The organism is Pseudomonas sp. G5(2012), from assembly GCF_000408945.1.
Taxonomy (GTDB): Bacteria; Pseudomonadota; Gammaproteobacteria; order Pseudomonadales; family Pseudomonadaceae; genus Aquipseudomonas; species Aquipseudomonas umsongensis.
The window spans coordinates 1-19171 of record NZ_APIO01000046.1; the positions used below are offsets into that span (position 1 = coordinate 1).

A 19171-nucleotide genomic window follows, 5' to 3' on the forward strand; every position below is an offset into this window, starting at 1 on the left:
CAGACCAGCGCCCACGACCCACTGAACGGCTACCTGCCGGCTGGCTGGACCTGGGAACAGTACCGCGACCGCGCCATTACCGATCCGGCCATGGTGGTCAAGGCCGCCAAACAATCGATGGCCGTGCATGTCCAGGCCATGCTGGATTTTCAAAAGCAAGGCATCCCGACCTTCGACTACGGCAACAACATCCGTCAGATGGCCCAGGAAGAAGGCGTGGAAAACGCATTCGATTTCCCAGGCTTCGTACCGGCCTACATCCGTCCACTGTTCTGCCGTGGCATCGGCCCGTTCCGTTGGGCTGCACTGTCGGGCAACGCTGAAGACATCTACAAGACCGACGCCAAGGTAAAAGAGCTGATCCCGGACGACGCCCACCTGCACAACTGGCTGGACATGGCGCGCGAGCGCATCAGCTTCCAGGGCCTGCCGGCACGTATCTGCTGGGTTGGCTTGGGCCTGCGCGCCAAGCTGGGCCTGGCGTTCAACGAAATGGTGCGCAGCGGTGAGCTGTCGGCGCCCATCGTGATCGGTCGCGACCACCTGGATTCCGGTTCGGTCGCCAGCCCGAACCGCGAAACCGAATCGATGCAGGACGGTTCCGATGCCGTGTCCGACTGGCCACTGCTCAACGCCCTGCTCAACACCGCAAGCGGCGCGACCTGGGTGTCCCTGCACCACGGCGGCGGCGTCGGCATGGGCTTCTCCCAGCACTCGGGCATGGTGATTGTCTGCGACGGTACCGATGAAGCGGCCGAGCGTATCGCACGCGTGCTGCACAACGACCCGGCGACCGGCGTCATGCGTCACGCCGATGCGGGCTATCAGATCGCGATCGACTGCGCGAAGGAGCAGGGGCTGAACCTGCCGATGATTACCGGTAAATAACGCACCCCTGTAGGAACCGGCTTGCTGCGGGCGGCGCTCCGACGATGGCGGTTCGCCTGCCCCACCGGGGTGCCTGCATCGCCAGCAAGCCGGCTCCTACAGAAATCCCCCCATACGAGGAAACTGCCATGAGCAGCAGCCCGTTTACCCAACAACTGCAAGGCGTTCGCGTGCTGGACTTGAGCCGCGTCCTGGCCGGCCCGCATTGCACCGCGATGCTGGCGGACCTTGGCGCCGACGTGATCAAGTTCGAAGTGCCGGGACACGGAGATGACAGCCGTCACCTGGGCCCCTTCAAGGACGGCGAGAGTGTTTACTTTGGCCTGATCAATCGCGGCAAGCGCAGTGTCGAGATGGATTTCAAGTCCACCGAAGACCTGGCCCGCCTGTATGAACTGGTGCGCGACGCCGACGTCGTCGTGGAAAACTTCCGCCCCGGCGTCACCCGTCGCCTGGGCATCGATTTCGATACCCTCAAGCAATACAACCCCAGGCTGATCTACGCGAGCATCTCCGGCTTCGGCCAGCATGGTCCGCTGTCAACCAACCCGGCCTATGACATCGTCGCGCAGGCGATGTCCGGGCTGATGAGCGTCACCGGTTTTGCCAGCACAGGACCGACCCGCAGCGGCGAGGCCATCGGGGACTTGTGTGCCGGGGTCTACGCCGCCTGGGCCATCAGCTCGGCGTTGTTCGCCCGCGAGCGGCACGCGCCGGGCCCGCAATACATCGACGTCGCCATGTTCGATGTGCTGTTCAGCCTGCAAATGACCGGCCTGTCCAATCTCTTTGCCAATGGCGTCGCGCCGGGCCTGGTCGGCAACCGCCATCCGGTGTCGACCCCCTTCGATACCTATCGCGCGGCGGATGGCCAGGTGGTTATTGCGGTCGCCAGCAACAAACTGTTCCAGCGCCTGTGCGAATGCATGGGCAAGCCAGAACTGGCCAGCGACCCACGCTTCGTCGATGACCCGCAACGCACGCAAAACGAGCCGGCCTTGCGCGCCGAAATCGAACACTGGACCGGCCAACTGAGCGTCGACCAGGCCTGCGACACGCTCCTCGATGCCGGCGTACCGTCCTCCCCGGTGTGGAACCTCGCCCAGGCGGCCGACAGCGAACAGGCACAGGTTCGTCAATTGCTGGTTCGCCCCGCGGGCTGCGAGCAGCCGCTGGTGCCGCAACCGGTTTTCTTCAATGGCCATAAACCCCACGCCTTCACCCTCGCCCCTCGCCTGGGCGCTGACAACGAGGCATTCGGACTGAAAAAACAGGAGATTTCCCATGAACTTTGAACTGGACCAGGTCGAACTGGCCGTTATCGAAACCGCTGAAAAACTGGCCCGCGAGGTGATCCAGCCGCGCGCCCAGCATTACGACGAAACCGAGACGTTCTGTGCCGAGAGCTTGCAAGCCCTGGCTGAACTGGGTGGCATGGGCATCAACCTGCCCGAAGAATATGGTGGCCTGGGCATCGGCAGTCTGGCGATGAGTCGCGTGGTCGAAGCCGTCGCCGGCGCCTGTGCCTCAACCGCGTCGGCCCTGACCGCGCACTTCCTGGCGACCGACTCGATCCTGATCGGCGGCACCGAAGCGCAAAAGCAGGAATGGCTGCCCCGCGCTGCCAGCGGCGAGTTGCTCGGGGCATTTGCCCTGACCGAACCGGCCGCGGGCTCCAACCCGGCCGACATGCGCTGCCGGGCGCAGGCTGAAAACGGCGGCTGGAGAATCCGTGGCAGCAAGCACTACATCACCAACGCCCGTGAAGCCGGTTTCATCGTGCTCTACGCCAAGACCGACGCCGACGCCGGGCACAAGGGCATCAGCGCCTTCATGATTCCCCAGGGCACTGCGGGCATCAGCTTCTCCAGCCCGGAAAAAACCATGGGCCTGCGCGGCAGCACCATCTATGAACTGGCCCTGGATTGCTGGCTGCCGGCATCGGCACTGCTGGGCAGCGAAGGCGCCGGTTTCAACACCGCCATGGCCGTACTCGATCGCGGCCGCGTCGAAGTCGCCGCCATGTCCCTGGGGGTTGCCAATGCGGCGTTGCAGGCAAGCCTTGCCTGGGTGCGCGAACGGCAGATCGGGCCCAAGCCGCTGGCGGCCTATCAAGGCACCCAATGGCGCATCGCTGACATGTACGCGCAGCTGGAAGCGGCTCGCATGCTCACCTGGAAAGCCGCCGCGCGCCGTGACAGCGGCGAACGCTTCAGCCTGGAATCGGCCACTGCCAAGTTGTTCGCCGCCGAATGCGCCGGCTTCATTACCGATGCCGCACTGCAACTGCACGGCGGCTACGGCTACATCCGCGACCTGCCGCTGGAGCGCTATGTGCGCGACGCACGGATCCTGCGGATTTTCGAGGGCACCTCGGAAGTGCAGAAAATCATCATTTCGCGAAGCGTACTCGACGCCCAGCGCTAACCAGGCAAAAACCGGGGCCTGACTTGCAGGCCTCATCCCGAATGTCCCCACCTGAGAAGGCTGTCGTATTCCACGACACCCGAGAGGAACCGCCATGTCCGCCTCCAAAGAAAGTGCGCAGCGCAAGTCGTATATAGAACGGCGATCCATCGATTACATTCCCGAATCCGAGCGCCATGGACGGCTGCTCAGTCAGTTCACCCTTTGGTTCGGCGCCAACCTGCAAGTCACCGCCATCGTCACCGGAGCCTTGGCCGTGGTGCTGGGCGGCGATGTGTTCTGGTCGCTGATCGGCCTGCTGATCGGTCAACTGCTGGGCGGCGCGATCATGGCCTTGCACGCAGCCCAGGGCCCGCAGCTGGGCCTGCCGCAAATGATCTCCAGCCGTGTGCAGTTCGGTGTCTACGGCGCCGTCATCCCCATCGTTCTGGCCTGCCTGATGTACGTGGGATTCTCCGCCAGCGGCTCGGTGCTCGCCGGCCAGGCTATCAGCCAGTTGCTAAACGTCAGTGATGGCACCGGCATTCTCATTTTCGCGGCGATGATCGTCGTGCTGACCGTGCTGGGCTATCGCACCATCCACTGGATCGGACGGCTGTCGAGCCTGATTGGCGTGGTGTCGTTTTTCTACCTGTTCTACCGCTTGCTGTCCGCCCACGACATCGGCGAACTGCTGGCCAACCGGCACTTTTCCCTGAGCAGTTTTCTGCTGGCGATCTCGCTGTCGGCCTCCTGGCAGATCGCTTTCGGCCCCTACGTCGCCGACTATTCGCGCTATCTGCCGAGAAGCACATCGGCCCTGAAAACCTTTCTCGCCGTTGGGCTGGGATCGGTCATCGGCACCCAGATCTCCATGATCTTCGGTGTGTTCGTCGCCGCGCTGGCGGGGGATCAGTTCGCCGGGCACGAGGTGTCCTACATCGTTGGCCTGGGTGCAAGTGGCTTTGTGGCGTCGCTGCTGTTTTTCAGCATCGTGTTCGGCAAGGTCACCATCACGACCCTCAACGCCTATGGCAGCTTCATGTCACTGGCAACCATCGTCAGCGGTTTTCGCGGCAATCAGGAAATTTCCAGGGTGTCGCGCCTGCTCTACATCCTGGTCATGGTCGGCGCGGCGACAGCACTGGCCTTGATGGGCCGCCACTCGTTCCTGCATGACTTCTCCGCCTTCATCCTGTTCCTGCTGGCGTTTTTCACCCCCTGGAGCGCGATCAACCTGGTGGACTTCTACCTGGTGACCAAAGAGCGCTACGACATTCCGGCCCTGTCGGATCCTGATGGCCGCTACGGACGCTGGAACCTGCCCGGCATCGCGGTGTACACCCTCGGCGTGGTGATCCAGATGCCATTCATTGCCACCAGCTTCTACACCGGCCCGCTGGTAGAAACCCTCGGTGGCACCGATATCTCATGGCTGATCGGCCTGATAGTGCCCGCCTTCATCTACTACTGGGTGGCACGGGGTTCGCACCAGCGCGTGCCTTCGCGGCTGATTCTTCCGCAAGAGTCCAATCCGCTCTGATCCGGCTGCAGGGCGGCGCGCCAGGGCCGCCCTGTCCGTAACCCTGAACAATCACTTTTTCCCTGATGAAACCACCATGCTTGCAATCGACGCCTCCACCCATTCGCCACTCAGCGCTCGCGACCGGCTGGTTCGCGCTGCAGTCGAGCTATTCGCAACACGTGGCTTCCAGGCCATTGGCTTGCGTGACCTGGCAAGTCACGTCGGGTTGCAGGCCGGGTCGCTTTACCACCACATCGAAAATAAACAGTGCCTGTTGTTCGAGCTCATCGAATCCGCTTTGTCCGACTTGCTGATCATCACCAGGCGTCGCATGAAAGGCGCCAAAACCCGCGCCGAACGGGTACGTCGCTTTGTCCAGGCCTTCGTAGGCTTTGCCTTGACCGAAAAGCACCGATTGATCCTGGTGACCCGCGAGTTCGTGAACCTCGACGAGGCCCACAAACATCACGTCGACAAGTTGAAGCACGCGCACCGTGCGATGTTGAGCGACATCATCGCCGATGAACACGCACGCAAAGACAAACCCCATGCCGAGACCTGCCTGATCACCCATGCAGTGATGGGTATGCTCTATGGCCAGTTGCACTGGAACGAATTGGAGATTGCTGAACGGCAGCTGACGGAACTACTCACGGTTTGCGTCCTGCGCATTATCGCAAGAGACGGCCTGAGTGCCGACCTGACTTCAAGTGATCACAATGCGCAGCACTGGTTTGTCGATCCGAAAAGCGCACATGCGCACTTGAACCTCAAGCCATGATTCGAGGCTTGCAGCGGGGCCGCCGGACTACGTCAGCTCAAAGCGCTCTAACGCGTAATCCTTGCCGGCCAGGGTCAGTTCAAAAATGGTGGAGCCGAACGTCCCCCTTGTGACTTTTTGCTTCACAAGACGTTTGGCCTGGAGTTGCTTCAGACCGGTTTCAACTTCTAACGTGCTGAGGGAGACCAGCTTGCAAATCGAGTCCAGATTTGCAACTTTCCTGAAGTTCGCATGATAGGCCAAAGCTTCCATCAACAGCGTCTGGTTTTCCGTCAGCCGTGGGAACTGAGGGTTGTTCTTTTTGTAAATTTTTCGCTCTATCTCGTGTAACTCGCCGTCCGTTCCTTCGGTGATGCGGGCGTAGAAAATCGCTACAGACAGCATGGCGATTAAAATCGCGATAATCATCAGCAGCGACCAATTCGGCATTGGCGTTTCCAGCAATAGCCAATCCCGGAAAAATAGCAGCCAGCCCGTGGCCACAGCCAGCAACGTCAGGTCGAAGTAAGTGTCGAGCAGCGTCATGGCAGCCCCAGCGACAAGCAAAATTCCAGCCGGATAGGCCATGGCCTTGAACATGAACGGGGAGCGCTTGCCTTGTGCTGCCATGCTACTCGTCTCGAGTATGGAAACAGATGTCATCAGCATAGCAGTGGAAAAGTGCTCCTTGCAGGAGACCTGCAAAGATCAGCTACCGATCCAGCAAAGGTGCCAGCAGTGCGCACATGCCGCGCCAGTGCGAACCCTCCCAGTAAATTCGTTGGCAACCGTCGCAGCGCAGGAAGTGCGAATAGAGGGCGCCAACCCGTGGCGGCACCTGCAAACGGGCGAGTTCCGCGCTGATCTCGTGCAGCGGCAGGTTGCAATGAAGGCACAGGCTGAATGGCCGCGCGCTACGCGCCAGGTCCAGGCGCTCGTATATTTCACGCAGCTGCAGCGATGGTTTAAGGGCATGCACGTAGCAGCCGTGGCTGATGATGCGCCGCTTGAGCAGCTCGCGGTCGCGGGTCAGCACGATGCGCCCTTGGGTTGCCGCGATCTCGGCGATCTCGCCATCCTCGAAGCCATTGTCGTAGAGCGTGTCGAAGCCGCTCATGCGCAACAGGCTGGCCAGCCCACCCAGGTGCGCATCAGCGACGAAGCGCAACACCCGTAAAGGCTGCGCACGCACCTTCAGCAGCGGGCTGATGTCCAGCGCTTCGAACTTGGGATACACCGCCAGCCGGTCACCATCGATGATCACCCGATCCAGGCCCACCGACTCACCGTTGAGCAGCACCAACTCGACCTCCGTGTGCGGTATCCCGAGCGCCTCGATCATGTGCTTGACCGTCGCCCCTCGCGCGCACTCGCAGGTGAATGACTGCCGCCGCCGCTCGGCCGGCAGGAAATCGTTGAGCTCCTCGTAGAAGCGGAAGGTTGCGCTGGTCATGCTCAACAGTATGGCAGGACTGCAGGGTGAGCGAGTCCAGTGCGAACATTTGCAATACGGCGCGTTTTCATCAGATCGAATAGGGTTTGCCCGGAGGATCTTTAGGTGAAAATCAACTAACTCAAGCGACGGGCTAACTGAACTTTAAACAATATATCCCGCATACTTAGCAATCGAGTTGAGCGGGCAAGAAAACGCAATAAGGCAACTCGATTTACTTCACCAAGTTTGGAGGTATTCCTCTGCGCGTTACATTGGTGCGGACGGAAAGGCGCAGGCAGGCATGGCATTGAACGTGGCAGATGCTCACGCGCTTCATTGCCGGCAACGCAACCACCAGGAACTAACGCAGGTCATTCAACACGCAGTGTATCGGCCGCGTTACAACTTAATATAGATGCCATGGAAGAACAGCGCCAGTGATATGGAGTCAACTTACGCAGTTGCATGAGCGATCAGCAGCCGTTCCAGTAAGTAATGCCAGCGCGATCTAGCGTCAACAATCTGGCTGGCAGGATTCGCAATTAGCTGTCGCGTGCATGAAGTCGGTAAGTGAGCTTCCGGTTGACGGGCGGGTAAGGCCAAGAACGCCCTTGCCGCCGCCCCAATAAAAAACTGTACTCACGCACAGGAAGACTCTCATGCACACCATTCGCAACACCTTGGTGGTGGTGGATTGGCAGCAGTCCAGCGACCTGATCCTGAACCGGGCCAAAATGATTGCCAGCGCTACCCAGTCGCACCTGCACCTGCTGGCTTGCGACAAAGGCAATCAACATTCCTCCTACATGAACGACATGCAAGGCGCCCTGGTAAAGGAGGGTTACAGTGTAAGTACCCAGCAGGCCTGGCAAGGGAGTCCGTACAAGACCATCATCGCCGCCCAGCAAGCGCAAGGCTGCGGCCTGGTGATCAAGCAGCACCTGCCCGACAACCCGCTGATAAAGGCCCTGCTTACCCCCGAGGACTGGAAGCTGCTGCGATACTGCCCCAGCCCGGTGCTTATCGTAAAAACCACAAGGCCCTGGACCGGTGGCGCCATTCTCGCGGCCATCGATGCTGGCAGCAGTGACATGGAACATCGCGTCCTGCATTCCGGCATCGTCAGCCACGGCTATGACATCGCCACACTGGCCGGGGGCACGCTGCACATGTTGAGTGCCCACCCCTACCCCATGCTGTCGGCGGCCGACTCCGTATTCCAGCTCAAGGAAAGTATTCAGGCGCTCTATCGCGAACTGTGCAAGACATTCCAGGCCGAATTCGACGTCAGCGACGAACGCCTGCATATCGAGGAAGGTCCTGCCGAGGTTCTGATCCCGTACATCGCGCACAAGCTCGAAGCGGTGCTCACAGTGATCGGTAGTGTGGCCCGCACCGGACTGTCTGGCGCATTGATCGGCAACACCGCCGAGATGATCCTGGACACCCTGGACAGCGACGTACTGGTGCTCAAACCGGACGACATCATTACCCACCTGGAGGAACTGGCCGCCCCATCACACGGTACATCGGCAGACACTACGACATCCTCCTGGCCGTATCACCACCATAACCATCGGCCACATACTTAAGAGCCCGACAAGCAGTCTAGCCAGCTATCCCACCGACGTCGCCCTTGCAGCCCGCGCCGGTTCACGGGATGTCACCAGGCCGATGAAGGAAATCGCCAACGCCAGGCCGATGGTCGCGCTCACTTCGGTGCGGTGCTCGGGCGTGATCATCATCACCGCCAGCGCCGCACAGATGAACAGGATGACCAACCAGGTCAGCCATGGGAACAACCACATGCGAAAGGCCAGTTCGACCTTCTGCCGACGCAACATCCGCCGCATGCGCAACTGCGACACGGCAATGGCCAGGTACACCAGCAAGGCGATGGCGCCGGAACTGGCGAGCAGAAACTCGAACAGGCCGGCGGGCATGAAGTAGCTCCAGATAGTGATCGCGGCGCCCAGCACCGTGCTGGCGATGACGGCGGCACGCGGCACGCCTTCGGAGGAGGTCGCCTTGAGCGCCTTCGGTGCGTCACCACGACGGCCCAGCGAGTACAGCATGCGCGAGGCAATGTAGATCGAGGAGTTCATGCAACTGGCCACGGCGATCAGTACCACCACGTCCACCATGAACTTGGCGTGGGGAATGTTCATCAGCTCAAGCGCGCGCTGGTAGGAACCCACGGAAGCCAACAGCGGATCATTCCAGGGCACCACGGAGATCACCACGAAAATCGACAACAGGTAGAACACCCCGATCCGCCAGATCACCGAGCGAGTGGCCTTGGCAATGTTTTGCGCGGGGTTATTCGATTCGGCAGCGGCGATGGTGACCGCCTCCGTACCGATGAAGCTGAACATGATGGTGATGAAAGCGCCGACCACCGCGGACAAGCCGTTGGGGGCAAAGCCGCCGTGCTGGGCCATCAGGCCGCTCAAGCCGCTGACCTGGCGATCGGGAACCCAGCCCATCAGCACGGCAAAACCCACACCGATGAAACCGATGATCGCCACGACCTTGGCCATGGCGAACCAGAATTCGAACTCCCCGTACTTGGACACACTGAACAGATTGGTCACCACCAGGGCGATGATCGAACCCAGGGCGAACAGCCAGGCATCGACCTGGGGAAACCACTGGTGCAGCACATGGCCGGCCGCCAGGGCTTCGATGGGAATCACCAGGACCCAGAACCACCAATAAAGCCAACCGATGGTAAACCCGGCCCAGCGCCCGATGGCCTGGTCGGCATAGGTAGAGAACGATCCGGTATCGGGATTGGCCACCGCCATTTCCCCGAGCATGCGCATGACCAGCACGACCAGCAGGCCGGAGAACAGATAGGCCAGCAAGACGGCCGGGCCAGCGGCGGCAATGGCATGCCCCGACCCGACGAACAGGCCGGCACCAATGATGCCGGCGATGGAAAGCATGGTGACGTGACGAGGCTTGAAGCCCTGCGCCAATTGGCCGTTCGAATCCTTGAAACTGGGGCTTGTCATTGTGGGCACCGCGGCAAAAGATGCGCCACCTTACCCGGCTTTTCCGCCAAATCAATTACCTGATCACGCCACCTCCGTACCTGATCTCGACACGGGACCCGTGTTCGGTCGCAAACAGAACTGATCAGTCATCAACGGCTGGTCCCTTGTCTTCGGCCACAGTCATCGCCGTCGCAGATACCTGGCCTGCCGATTTTCTCTTGCGCCGACCCTACCGCTGCCTGCCTCCAACACTGCCTATGTTCGCTACCGAACAGACTTCGCGCCGCTGAACACCCCACACTCATCACTGGAATGCTGCGCCCGGCGGCGCAACGCCCGCACACCTGGCCTGGCGTAGAACCGCCTTCATTCCATATGCGATCTGCGCTGCGCGGGTCGTACGAAGGATTTCATGCAAAATATCCTGACTCGCACGCTGTCCAGCCTGTGGCGCTCACCGACCATCTGGCTCAGGTGGAGTGCCGCGCGACACAAGTTCGAGTACGAGCCCATCCTGCGTTCCGACCTGTTCAATGCGCAGCAGATGGCAGATCACGGTATCGTACTGGCCCGCCAACATGTGCTTGGGCGTCTTTCAAGAAAGGACGCCTTGCTGGGCCGCCTGACTGACAACCAGCTGCTGCTCGAACGCAGCTGCGCGGCGCTCAAGACCGTACAACTTTCCAGCCGACGCGCCACCCCTGCGGCGGAATGGCTGCTGGACAACTTCTACCTGATCGAAGAAAACATCCGTACCGCCAGGACCCACCTGCCCGACGGCTATAGCCGCGAGCTGCCCCGCCTGGCCGAAGGCCCTTCGACCGGCCTGCCGCGGGTCTACGACATCGCCCTGGAGACCATTGCTCATGGCGATGGCCGGGTCGACGCGCAAAGCCTCAATTGTTTCATCGCCTCTTATCAGACCATCACGCCGTTGGCCCTGGGCGAGCTCTGGGCAATCCCGATCATGCTACGACTGGCGCTGATCGAGAACTTGCGGCGCGTGGCATCCCGGGTCATGGCCAACCGGGAAGACCGCAACCTCGCCGATGACTGGGCCGATCGGTTGATCGAGATTGCCGAGCGCGACGCCAAGAGCGTGGTGTTGACCGTTGCCGACATGGCGCGCTCGGCACCGCCGATGACCCCCTCATTCGTTGCGGAACTGGCCCGCCGCCTGCAAGGGCAAAGCGCCGCGCTGATATTGCCCATGGCATGGATTGAACAAACGCTGAGCGAGTCCGGCTTCACCGTCGAACGCCTGGTGCAGATGGATGCCCAGCAGCAATCCGGTGACCAGGTGTCCATCAGCAACAGCATCGCCAGCCTGCGCTTGCTGGCAGCGACCGATTGGCGCGAGTTCGTCGAGCTGCTCAGTCATGTCGAACAGGTATTGTGCACGGACCCGGCAGGCGTCTACGCGAACATGGACTTCGCCACCCGCGATCGTTACCGCCATGTGGTCGAACGCCTCGCCCGGCATTGCGTGCAGTCAGAAACCATGGTGGCAGAAGCGGCCATCGAACTGGCCGCGACCCCACAGTCCACGGGCCGCGTGACCGGGCATGTGGGTTATTACCTGGTGGCTGAAGGGTTGCCCCACCTTGAGCAGGCGCTGCACGCCAGCGTGTCGCTGCTCGAGCGCTGGAAGCGGCTGTTGCAGAGCGCCCCGCTGAAGTTCTACCTGGGCCCTGCACTGCTGCTGACACTGTTGCTGGCCTGGCCATTTCTCAGCAGCGCTTACTACAGCGGCACGCCCATCTGGTGCCTGGTGCTGCTCGCCGTGCCCGCGCTGTTGATGACCAGCCGTCTGGCGATCGGGTTGGTCAACTGGCTGGTGACCCTCACGGTAGCCCCGTCGCTACTGCCGCGCCTGGACTACAGCAAGGGCATACCGGCCGAGGCGCGAACGCTGGTCGTAGTGCCGACGCTGTTTGCCAACGCTGGCGACATCGAGGCCCTCGCGGAAGGCCTCGAAGTGCGGTTTCTGGCCAATCGCGATGCCAATCTGCATTTCGCCCTGCTCAGTGACTTCATGGACGCCCCTGCCCAAGTGATGCCCGAGGACGCCGAGCTGCTTGAACTGGCGCGCCAACTGATCGAGGCGCTCAACCACAAATATGCCGATGGCCAGGTCGACCGGTTTTTCCTGCTGCACCGGCCCAGGCAGTGGTGCGCCACCGAGCGGGTATGGATGGGGCATGAACGCAAGCGCGGCAAGCTCGCCGAGCTCAACGCCTTGCTGCGGGGCAAAGGGCAGGAGCGTTTTGCGTTGATCGTCGGGGATATCGCTCCGCTGAGTGCGGTGCGCTTCGTCATCACCCTGGACACCGATACCTTGCTGCCCCGGGATGTCGCGCGTCAGTGCATCGGTACCATGATGCACCCGTTGAACCATCCGGTTTTCGATGAACAAAGCGGCAAGATCGTCAGTGGCTACGCCATCCTCCAACCCCGCGTGGGAATCAGCCTGCCGAGCACGGCACGTTCCACCTATGCCCGCCTGTTTGGCAGCGATGCGGGTATCGACCCCTATACCCGTGCCGTCTCTGATGTTTATCAAGACCTGTTCCGCAACGGTTCCTTCATCGGCAAGGGCATCTATGCCGTCGACGCCTTCGAACAGGCACTCGAAGGCTGCCTGCCCGACAACCGCATCCTCAGCCATGACTTGATCGAAGGCTGCTACGCCCGCTGCGGGCTGCTCAGCGATGTTCAGCTGTATGAGGAGTACCCGTCGCGCTACAGCGCCGATGCCAAACGCCGCCATCGCTGGATTCGCGGAGACTGGCAAGTGCTGTACTGGGCCTTGCCGTGGGCACCGAAACCCCAGGGAGGCTTCGCACCCAACCGCCTGAGCAACCTTGCTCGCTGGAAGATCATTGACAACCTGCGCCGCAGCCTGGAACCAGCCGCCTTCCTGGCCATGTTGGCCTGGGGCTGGTTGGAAACCAACGAAGCCGCCTCCTGGACATTGGCGGTGGTCATCCTGGTCTTTCTCCAACCCTTGCTGCAATCGGTACTGGCGCTGGTACAGAAACCTGCCGATATTCCATTGGGACAACACCTGAGTGCGGCATTGCGGACCTCGGGCCAGCATTTCATGCGTGCGCTGCTGTCGATTGTCTGGTTGCCCTCCGATGCATTGTTGAGCCTGGATGCGATTGGCCGCTCACTGTGGCGCATGCTGGTCAGCAAACGCCGCCTGCTGCAATGGCAACCTTCTCGTGAAGTGGAGCGCTCCAGTGGCAATACTCTGCCGGGCATGTATAAAAGCATGTGGATTGCCCCGGCGCTGGCGCTGATCCTGTTCGCTGCCCTGCTCCCCTCCGTCGCCGTACTCGCACTGGCGGCACCCCTGCTGCTGGTGTGGTTGGCGAGCCCGGCAATTGCCTGGTGGATCAGCCTGCCGACTACACCGGTCGGCTTTAATCCGTCAGCACAGGACCTGCGATTCCTGCGCATGCTGTCACGCCAGACCTGGGCGTTCTTCGATCGCTATGTAGGCCCCGAGGACAACTGGTTACCGCCGGACAACGTCCAGGAGATCCCCAAGCCGACCATTGCCCATCGAACCTCACCGACCAACATGGGCATGGCCTTGCTCTCTCACCTGGCGGCCCACGATTTCGGCTATTTGAGTACCGGGCGCTTGCTTGAACGCATCACTGCCATGCTTGAAAGCATGACCGGTCTTGAGCGTCACCATGGGCATTTCTACAACTGGTACGACACCCAGACACTGCAGCCGCTGGCGCCTCGGTATGTGTCTACCGTAGACAGCGGCAACCTGGTGGGCCTGTTGCTGACCCTGCGACCGGGGCTGCTGGGGTTGGCCGACACGCCTCTGTTCGATCAGCGCACCCTTGGCGGTCTGGCCGACACCCTGGATGTGCTGCAACAGGCGCTACAAGACGCGAACCTCGACGACCGCACCGTGCTTGAACTGCGCGCGAAGGTGGACTCGGCGATTGTCCAGGACACCCCGGACAGCTTCCTGCAAGTACTCGATCAGGCGGATGCCTTGGCCATCGACACTGCGCCCCCCTCTGCTGAAGAAGTCCACTACTGGCTCCAGGCATTACAGGCACAGTGCACTGAGCTGCGGGCAGAACGACTGCGCTTCACGCTGCCGCCGGCACCTGCCCAGGCCAAGGCAGCGAAACCGACACCGACGACATCAACCAGCAGCCTGCGGCAACTGGCCGAGCTCGATTGCACCCTGTGGCCGCCCGCTGATCAGGCGCAAGTGCAGGCGGTACAACGCCTGGCTCGCTCACGCATCATCCACCTTGAACAACTGGCCGAGTTGTCCGCGTCACTGGCCAGCATGGACTTTACGTTCCTCTACGATGCACAACGCGACCTCTTCTCGATAGGCTACAACGCCGACGAACGCCGGCTGGACAACGGCTACTACGACTTGCTCGCGTCAGAGGTGCGCCTGACCAATTTCGTGGTCATCGCCCAGGGCCAGTTGCCGCAACAGGCCTGGTTCACCCTTGGGCGCTTGCTCAGTAACAATCGAGGCGTGCCGGTACTGCTTTCCTGGTCCGGCTCGATGTTTGAGTACCTGATGCCCAACCTGATCATGCCCAGCTATGAAGGTACGCTGCTGGAGCAGACCTGCCGCGCGGCCGTCGCCTTGCAGATCGAGCATGGCCACCAGTTGGGCATCCCCTGGGGCGTGTCCGAGTCGGGTTACAACACCCTCGACGCTCACTTCAATTATCAGTATCGGGCATTCGGTGTTCCAGGCCTTGGCCTCAAGCGCGGGTTGGCCGAGGATACCGTGATTGCGCCGTATGCCAGTGCCCTGGCGCTGATGGTCGAGCCGCAAGCGGCCTGTCACAACCTGCAACGCCTGGCTGCACAGGGGGCGGCCGGCCGCTATGGCCTGTATGAAGCGGTCGACTATACCGAGGCGCGCCTGCCACGCGGCCAACGCTATGCGTTGGTACGCTCGTTCATGGCGCACCATCAAGGCATGAGCCTGCTGGCCTTGACCAGCCTGCTGCTGGACCGGCCCATGCAGCGACGTTTCGAATCGATCCCGGCCTTCCAGGCGACCGTCCTGCTGCTGCAGGAACGCGTACCGAAAACCGCCGCGCCCTATCTGCATGCAGCCCAGGCGCTGGCCACTGCGCAAGACGCACAAACGCAGGAAAACAGGCTGCGCGTGTTCACCGATCCCGGACGCAAGCGCCCCGCCGTCCAGCTTCTCTCCAACGGCAATTACCACGTCATGCTCAGCAGTGCCGGCGGCGGCTACAGCCGCTGCAACGACATCGCCGTGACCCGCTGGCATGAAGATGCGACCCGCGATAACTGGGGCATGTTCTGCTACCTGCGCGATGTCAGCAGCGGCGCATTCTGGTCTTCGGCCCACCAGCCGACCCTGCACCAGCCAGAAAGCCACGAGGCGATTTTCAGCGATGCCCGGGCGGAGTTTCGTGTGCGCGAGCTCGACTTCGATACGCACACCGAGATCGTCGTGTCTCCCGAAGACGATATCGAACTGCGCAGGCTGCACATCACCAACCGCGCCCGCGTAAGGCGCAGCGTGGAGATCACCACCTACGCCGAGGTGGTACTGGCACCGGCCATCAGTGATGCCATGCACCCGGCCTTCAGCAACCTGTTCGTGCAGACCGAACTGGTGCCGGCGCTGCAGGCCATCGTGTGTACTCGCAGGCGGCGTTCCAGTGAGGAAGCCGTGCCTTGGATGTGCCACCTGCTGGCCGCCCATGGCGTGGACATCGACGCGATTTCCTACGAGACCGATCGAGCCCGGTTCATTGGTCGCGGACGCAACGTTGCCGCACCGGCGGCGCTCGATGGCAATGTCAAGACGTTGTCCGGCAGCGCAGGCTCGGTGCTTGACCCGATCGTGGCCATCCGCTGCCGTATCACCCTGGAACCCGGGCAAACAGCGACCATCGACCTGGTGACCGGCATCGCGGACAGCCGTGAGGGCTGTCTGTACCTGATCAATAAATACCGCGACCGGCACCTCGCCGATCGTGTTTTCGACCTGGCATGGACCCACAGCCAGGTGTTGCTGCGCCAACTCAATGCATCCCAGGAAGACGCCCGCCTGTTTGAACAGATGGCCGCGTCAATCCTTTACGCCAATGCCGCGTTACGCGCAGAAAACAGCGTATTGATGGCCAATCGACGCAATCAATCGAGCCTCTGGGGCCAGGCGATCTCCGGGGACCTGCCCATCGTCCTGCTGCAGATCGCCACCGTCGAGAACATCGAGCTCGTCCACCAGTTGGTCAAGGCCCATGCCTACTGGCGGCAAAAGGGGCTGATAGTGGATCTGGTGATCTGGAACGAAGACCAGGCCGGCTATCGCCAGCAACTCCAGGACCTGATCATGGGCGTGGTGACATCCGGCAGCGAAGCCTCGCTGATCGACCATCCCGGGGGCATTTTCGTGCGTCCGGCCCAGCAGTTGTCCAATGAGGATCGCACGCTGATCCTGTCGGTGGCGCGCCTGGTGCTGAGTGAAGACAAAGGCGGCATTGCCGAACAGATTCAGCGGCGTCATGCCAGCCCGGTATACCCGGCGCTGGTCCCTCTCCTCAAGCGCCAGGCAAAGGCGGCCGCTGCCTTGCCCGTTCTCGAAGGTTTGCTCCTGGGCAATGCCTATGGCGGCTTCAATGCCGATGGCAACGAATACGTCATGACCTTGCAGCCTGGCAGGCCGACGCCAGCGCCATGGGCCAACGTGCTGGCCAACCCGCACTTCGGCACGGTCATTTCCGAAAGTGGTGGCGCTTACACCTGGATGGAAAACGCTCACGAATTTCGCCTGAGCCCCTGGCACAACGATCCGCTCACCGACGCCAGCGGCGAGGCGATCTATGTGCGTGATGAAGAAACCGGGCATTTCTGGTCCGTGACGCCACAACCTTGTCCCGGCACTGGCGCGTACCGCACTCGACACGGCTTCGGCTACAGCGTCTTCGAGCACGATGAAGACGGTATCCACACCGAGTTGTGGGTGTATGTGGCGCTGGACGCATCGATCAGATTCTCGCACTTGCAGGTTCGCAATCGCTCGGGCCGCGCCCGACGCCTGTCGACGACGTGTTATGTCGAGTGGGTGCTGGGCGACTTGCGCAGCAAATCGGCGATGCATGTGGTGACGGAAGCCGACCCCACCAGCGGCGCCTTATTTGCCAGGAACGCCTATTCGATCGAGTTTTGCGAACGGGTGGCGTTCCTTGATACCGACTCGACCGACACCAGCATCAGCGGCGATCGCACCGAGTTCATCGGCCGCAACGGCAGCCTCAAGGCACCCGCCGGACTGCAACAGGCACGCTTGTCGGGCCGTACCGGTGGCGGCTTCGACCCTTGCGCGGCGATACAGGTGGCCCTGGACCTGGACAACGGTGACGACCAGGACGTGGTCTTCCGGCTCGGTGCAGCCAGGGACACGGCGTCAGCCCTGCGCCTGGTTCAACAGTACCGCGGCCTGGGAGCGGCAACCGCGCAACTCGAGGCGGTTCGCGAGCATTGGCGTTCGCAGCTGGGCGTGATCCAGGTCCAGACCCCCGACCCGAGCATCAACGTCATGGTCAATGGCTGGCTGATGTACCAGGTGATCGCCTGCCGCTTCCAGGCCCGCAGTGGCTACTATCAGTCCGGCGGGGCCATCGGCTTTCGCGATCAACTGCAAGACAGCATGGCGATGATCCATGCCGATCCCGCCAGCGTGCGCGGCCATTTGTTGCTGTGTGCAGCCCATCAATATGCCGAAGGCGACGTGCAACACTGGTGGCACCCGCCGCTCGATCGGGGCGTGCGCAGCGGCTGTTCGGACGACTATCTGTGGCTGGCGCTGGCGACCAGCCACTATGTCAGCGTCACTGCCGACCTCAGCGTGCTGGCTGAACCGGTGGGTTACCTTGAAGGCCGCCCGCTCAATGCCGGGGAGGAGTCGTATTACGACCTGCCGGGCAAGTCGCACCTCGAAGAAAGCCTTTACCAGCATTGTGTACGCGCCATCGAACACAGCCTGCAGCGCGGCAGCCACGGCCTGCCCTTGATTGGCACGGGCGACTGGAACGACGGGATGAACCGGGTCGGCCATCTGGGCCGTGGGGAAAGCGTGTGGCTGGGCTTCTTCGGCTTCGAGGTGCTGCAACAGTTCGCCATCACCGCCCAACTGCATGGCGACCCTGTTTTCGCACAGCGTTGCACCCAGCAGGCTGCCTTGCTGCAGGCCAGCCTGGAAGAGCATGCCTGGGACGGTTCATGGTATCGGCGCGCCTGGTTTGACGACGGCCAGGTTCTGGGCTCGGCCAACAATGACGAATGCCGCATCGACTCGATCTCGCAAAGCTGGTCGGTACTCTCGGGGGCAGCCTCGCAAACGCGGCGCCGCACGGCCATGGCATCACTGGAGCAGCACTTGGTACGCCCCGACACAGGCGCGGTACTGCTGCTCGATCCGCCCTTCGACGCAGGCGTGCTGGAGCCCGGCTATATCAAGGGCTATGTGCCGGGCGTACGGGAAAATGGTGGCCAGTACACCCACGCCGCAGTCTGGGCCGGCATGGCTTTCGCCGAACTTGGCGACAACACCAGGGCCTGGCGATTGCTCGACATGATCAACCCCGCGGGCCATGAAATCGCCAAGCGGATCGATACCTACAAGGTCGAGCCCTACGTCATGGCGGCCGACGTCTACGGCACCCCGCCCCATGCGGGCCGCGGTGGCTGGACCTGGTACACCGGTTCGGCCGGCTGGACGTACCGCTTCATCGTCGAGTCATTGCTCGGCTTGCAGCGGGTCGGGACTTCATTGCATATCGAGCCGCTGCTGGCGCCGGGCTGGACGGGCTACACGCTGCACTACCGCCATGGGGTGACGACTTACCATATTGAAGTGCGACCCGGCACGACCACCACGCTTGCGATCATGCTGGACGGCGAGCTGCTGGGCCAGGACGCGCTGCAATTGTCAAATGACGGCAGGGAGCACCAGGTGCTGGTGACCTGCCCGGTCAAAGCGCATCAGCCGCCATTGCCAGGGTACGACAGAACCGTCGAAGCCGATCTTGAACGCTGAGAGACAGCGCGCTTGACCCACCAGGGTTCAGGCATCAACGCCTGGGCCCTGATGGCGCGCGCTTTGGAGT

At 61.8% G+C, this 19171-nt stretch carries 10 protein-coding genes; 7 read left to right on the top strand and 3 right to left on the bottom strand.

Features of this window, described 5'->3' with window-relative positions; translation table 11 throughout:
- From hutU to PG5_RS15900, 5 genes are all read left to right on the top strand, one after another.
- Positions 1-888 (top strand): urocanate hydratase (gene hutU / locus PG5_RS15880; RefSeq protein ID WP_042955435.1); only part of this gene is annotated, 888 nt, incomplete at its 5' end.
- A 128-nt stretch (positions 889-1016) separates the two neighbouring features.
- The gene (locus tag PG5_RS15885) at positions 1017-2183 is read left to right on the top strand and encodes a CaiB/BaiF CoA-transferase family protein (protein ID WP_020798129.1); all 1167 of its coding nucleotides are present in this window, start codon (positions 1017-1019) and stop codon (positions 2181-2183) included.
- Complete coding sequence (locus PG5_RS15890; RefSeq protein ID WP_020798130.1) at positions 2173-3315, top strand: acyl-CoA dehydrogenase family protein; 1143 nt, start codon at positions 2173-2175, stop codon at positions 3313-3315. Before PG5_RS15885 ends, PG5_RS15890 begins: the two co-directional genes overlap by 11 nt.
- A 94-nt stretch (positions 3316-3409) precedes the next feature.
- Positions 3410-4837 (top strand): cytosine permease, encoded by a 1428-nt coding sequence (locus PG5_RS15895; protein WP_020798131.1) that lies wholly within the window; start codon positions 3410-3412, stop codon positions 4835-4837.
- 76 nt (positions 4838-4913) lie between these two features.
- Entirely contained in the window at positions 4914-5600 is a 687-nt protein-coding gene (locus PG5_RS15900; protein ID WP_020798132.1) for a TetR/AcrR family transcriptional regulator, read from the top strand.
- Positions 5601-5627: 27 nt separating this feature from the next.
- Here PG5_RS15900 and PG5_RS15905 read toward each other — a convergent pair whose 3' ends face one another.
- Both PG5_RS15905 and PG5_RS15910 read right to left on the bottom strand, forming a co-directional pair.
- Positions 5628-6209, bottom strand: a complete 582-nt coding sequence (locus PG5_RS15905) for a hypothetical protein (protein WP_020798133.1) — start codon at positions 6207-6209, stop codon at positions 5628-5630.
- Positions 6210-6291: 82 nt separating this feature from the next.
- Positions 6292-7032: a Mut7-C RNAse domain-containing protein gene (locus PG5_RS15910; protein ID WP_020798134.1), complete on the bottom strand. Its 741-nt coding sequence runs from the start codon at positions 7030-7032 to the stop codon at positions 6292-6294.
- A gap of 641 nt (positions 7033-7673) precedes the next feature.
- Between PG5_RS15910 and PG5_RS15915 the strand changes: the two genes are divergently transcribed.
- Positions 7674-8606, top strand: a complete 933-nt coding sequence (locus PG5_RS15915; RefSeq protein WP_020798135.1) for a universal stress protein — start codon at positions 7674-7676, stop codon at positions 8604-8606.
- 24 nt (positions 8607-8630) lie between these two features.
- Here the strand turns inward: PG5_RS15915 and gabP are convergent, their stop codons facing one another.
- The gene (gene gabP / locus PG5_RS15920; RefSeq protein WP_042955436.1) at positions 8631-10031 is read right to left on the bottom strand and encodes a GABA permease; all 1401 of its coding nucleotides are present in this window, start codon (positions 10029-10031) and stop codon (positions 8631-8633) included.
- Positions 10032-10425: 394 nt separating this feature from the next.
- On the opposite strand from gabP, the gene PG5_RS15925 reads away from it, so the two are divergent.
- Positions 10426-19101 (top strand): GH36-type glycosyl hydrolase domain-containing protein, encoded by an 8676-nt coding sequence (locus PG5_RS15925; protein WP_020798138.1) that lies wholly within the window; start codon positions 10426-10428, stop codon positions 19099-19101.
- Positions 19102-19171: the final 70 nt, after the last annotated feature.

Excerpts from the sequence above, each read along its gene's own strand:
- PG5_RS15910 (WP_020798134.1), bottom strand. The coding sequence starts at position 7,032 with ATGACCAGCGCAACCTTCCGCTTCTACGAGGAGCTCAACGATTTCCTG.
- PG5_RS15885 (WP_020798129.1), top strand. The coding sequence starts at position 1,017 with ATGAGCAGCAGCCCGTTTACCCAACAACTGCAAGGCGTTCGCGTGCTG.
- PG5_RS15905 (WP_020798133.1), bottom strand. The coding sequence starts at position 6,209 with ATGGCAGCACAAGGCAAGCGCTCCCCGTTCATGTTCAAGGCCATGGCC.
- PG5_RS15925 (WP_020798138.1), top strand. The coding sequence starts at position 10,426 with ATGCAAAATATCCTGACTCGCACGCTGTCCAGCCTGTGGCGCTCACCG.
- gabP (WP_042955436.1), bottom strand. The coding sequence starts at position 10,031 with ATGACAAGCCCCAGTTTCAAGGATTCGAACGGCCAATTGGCGCAGGGC.
- PG5_RS15900 (WP_020798132.1), top strand. The coding sequence starts at position 4,914 with ATGCTTGCAATCGACGCCTCCACCCATTCGCCACTCAGCGCTCGCGAC.
- PG5_RS15890 (WP_020798130.1), top strand. The coding sequence starts at position 2,173 with ATGAACTTTGAACTGGACCAGGTCGAACTGGCCGTTATCGAAACCGCT.
- PG5_RS15915 (WP_020798135.1), top strand. The coding sequence starts at position 7,674 with ATGCACACCATTCGCAACACCTTGGTGGTGGTGGATTGGCAGCAGTCC.
- PG5_RS15895 (WP_020798131.1), top strand. The coding sequence starts at position 3,410 with ATGTCCGCCTCCAAAGAAAGTGCGCAGCGCAAGTCGTATATAGAACGG.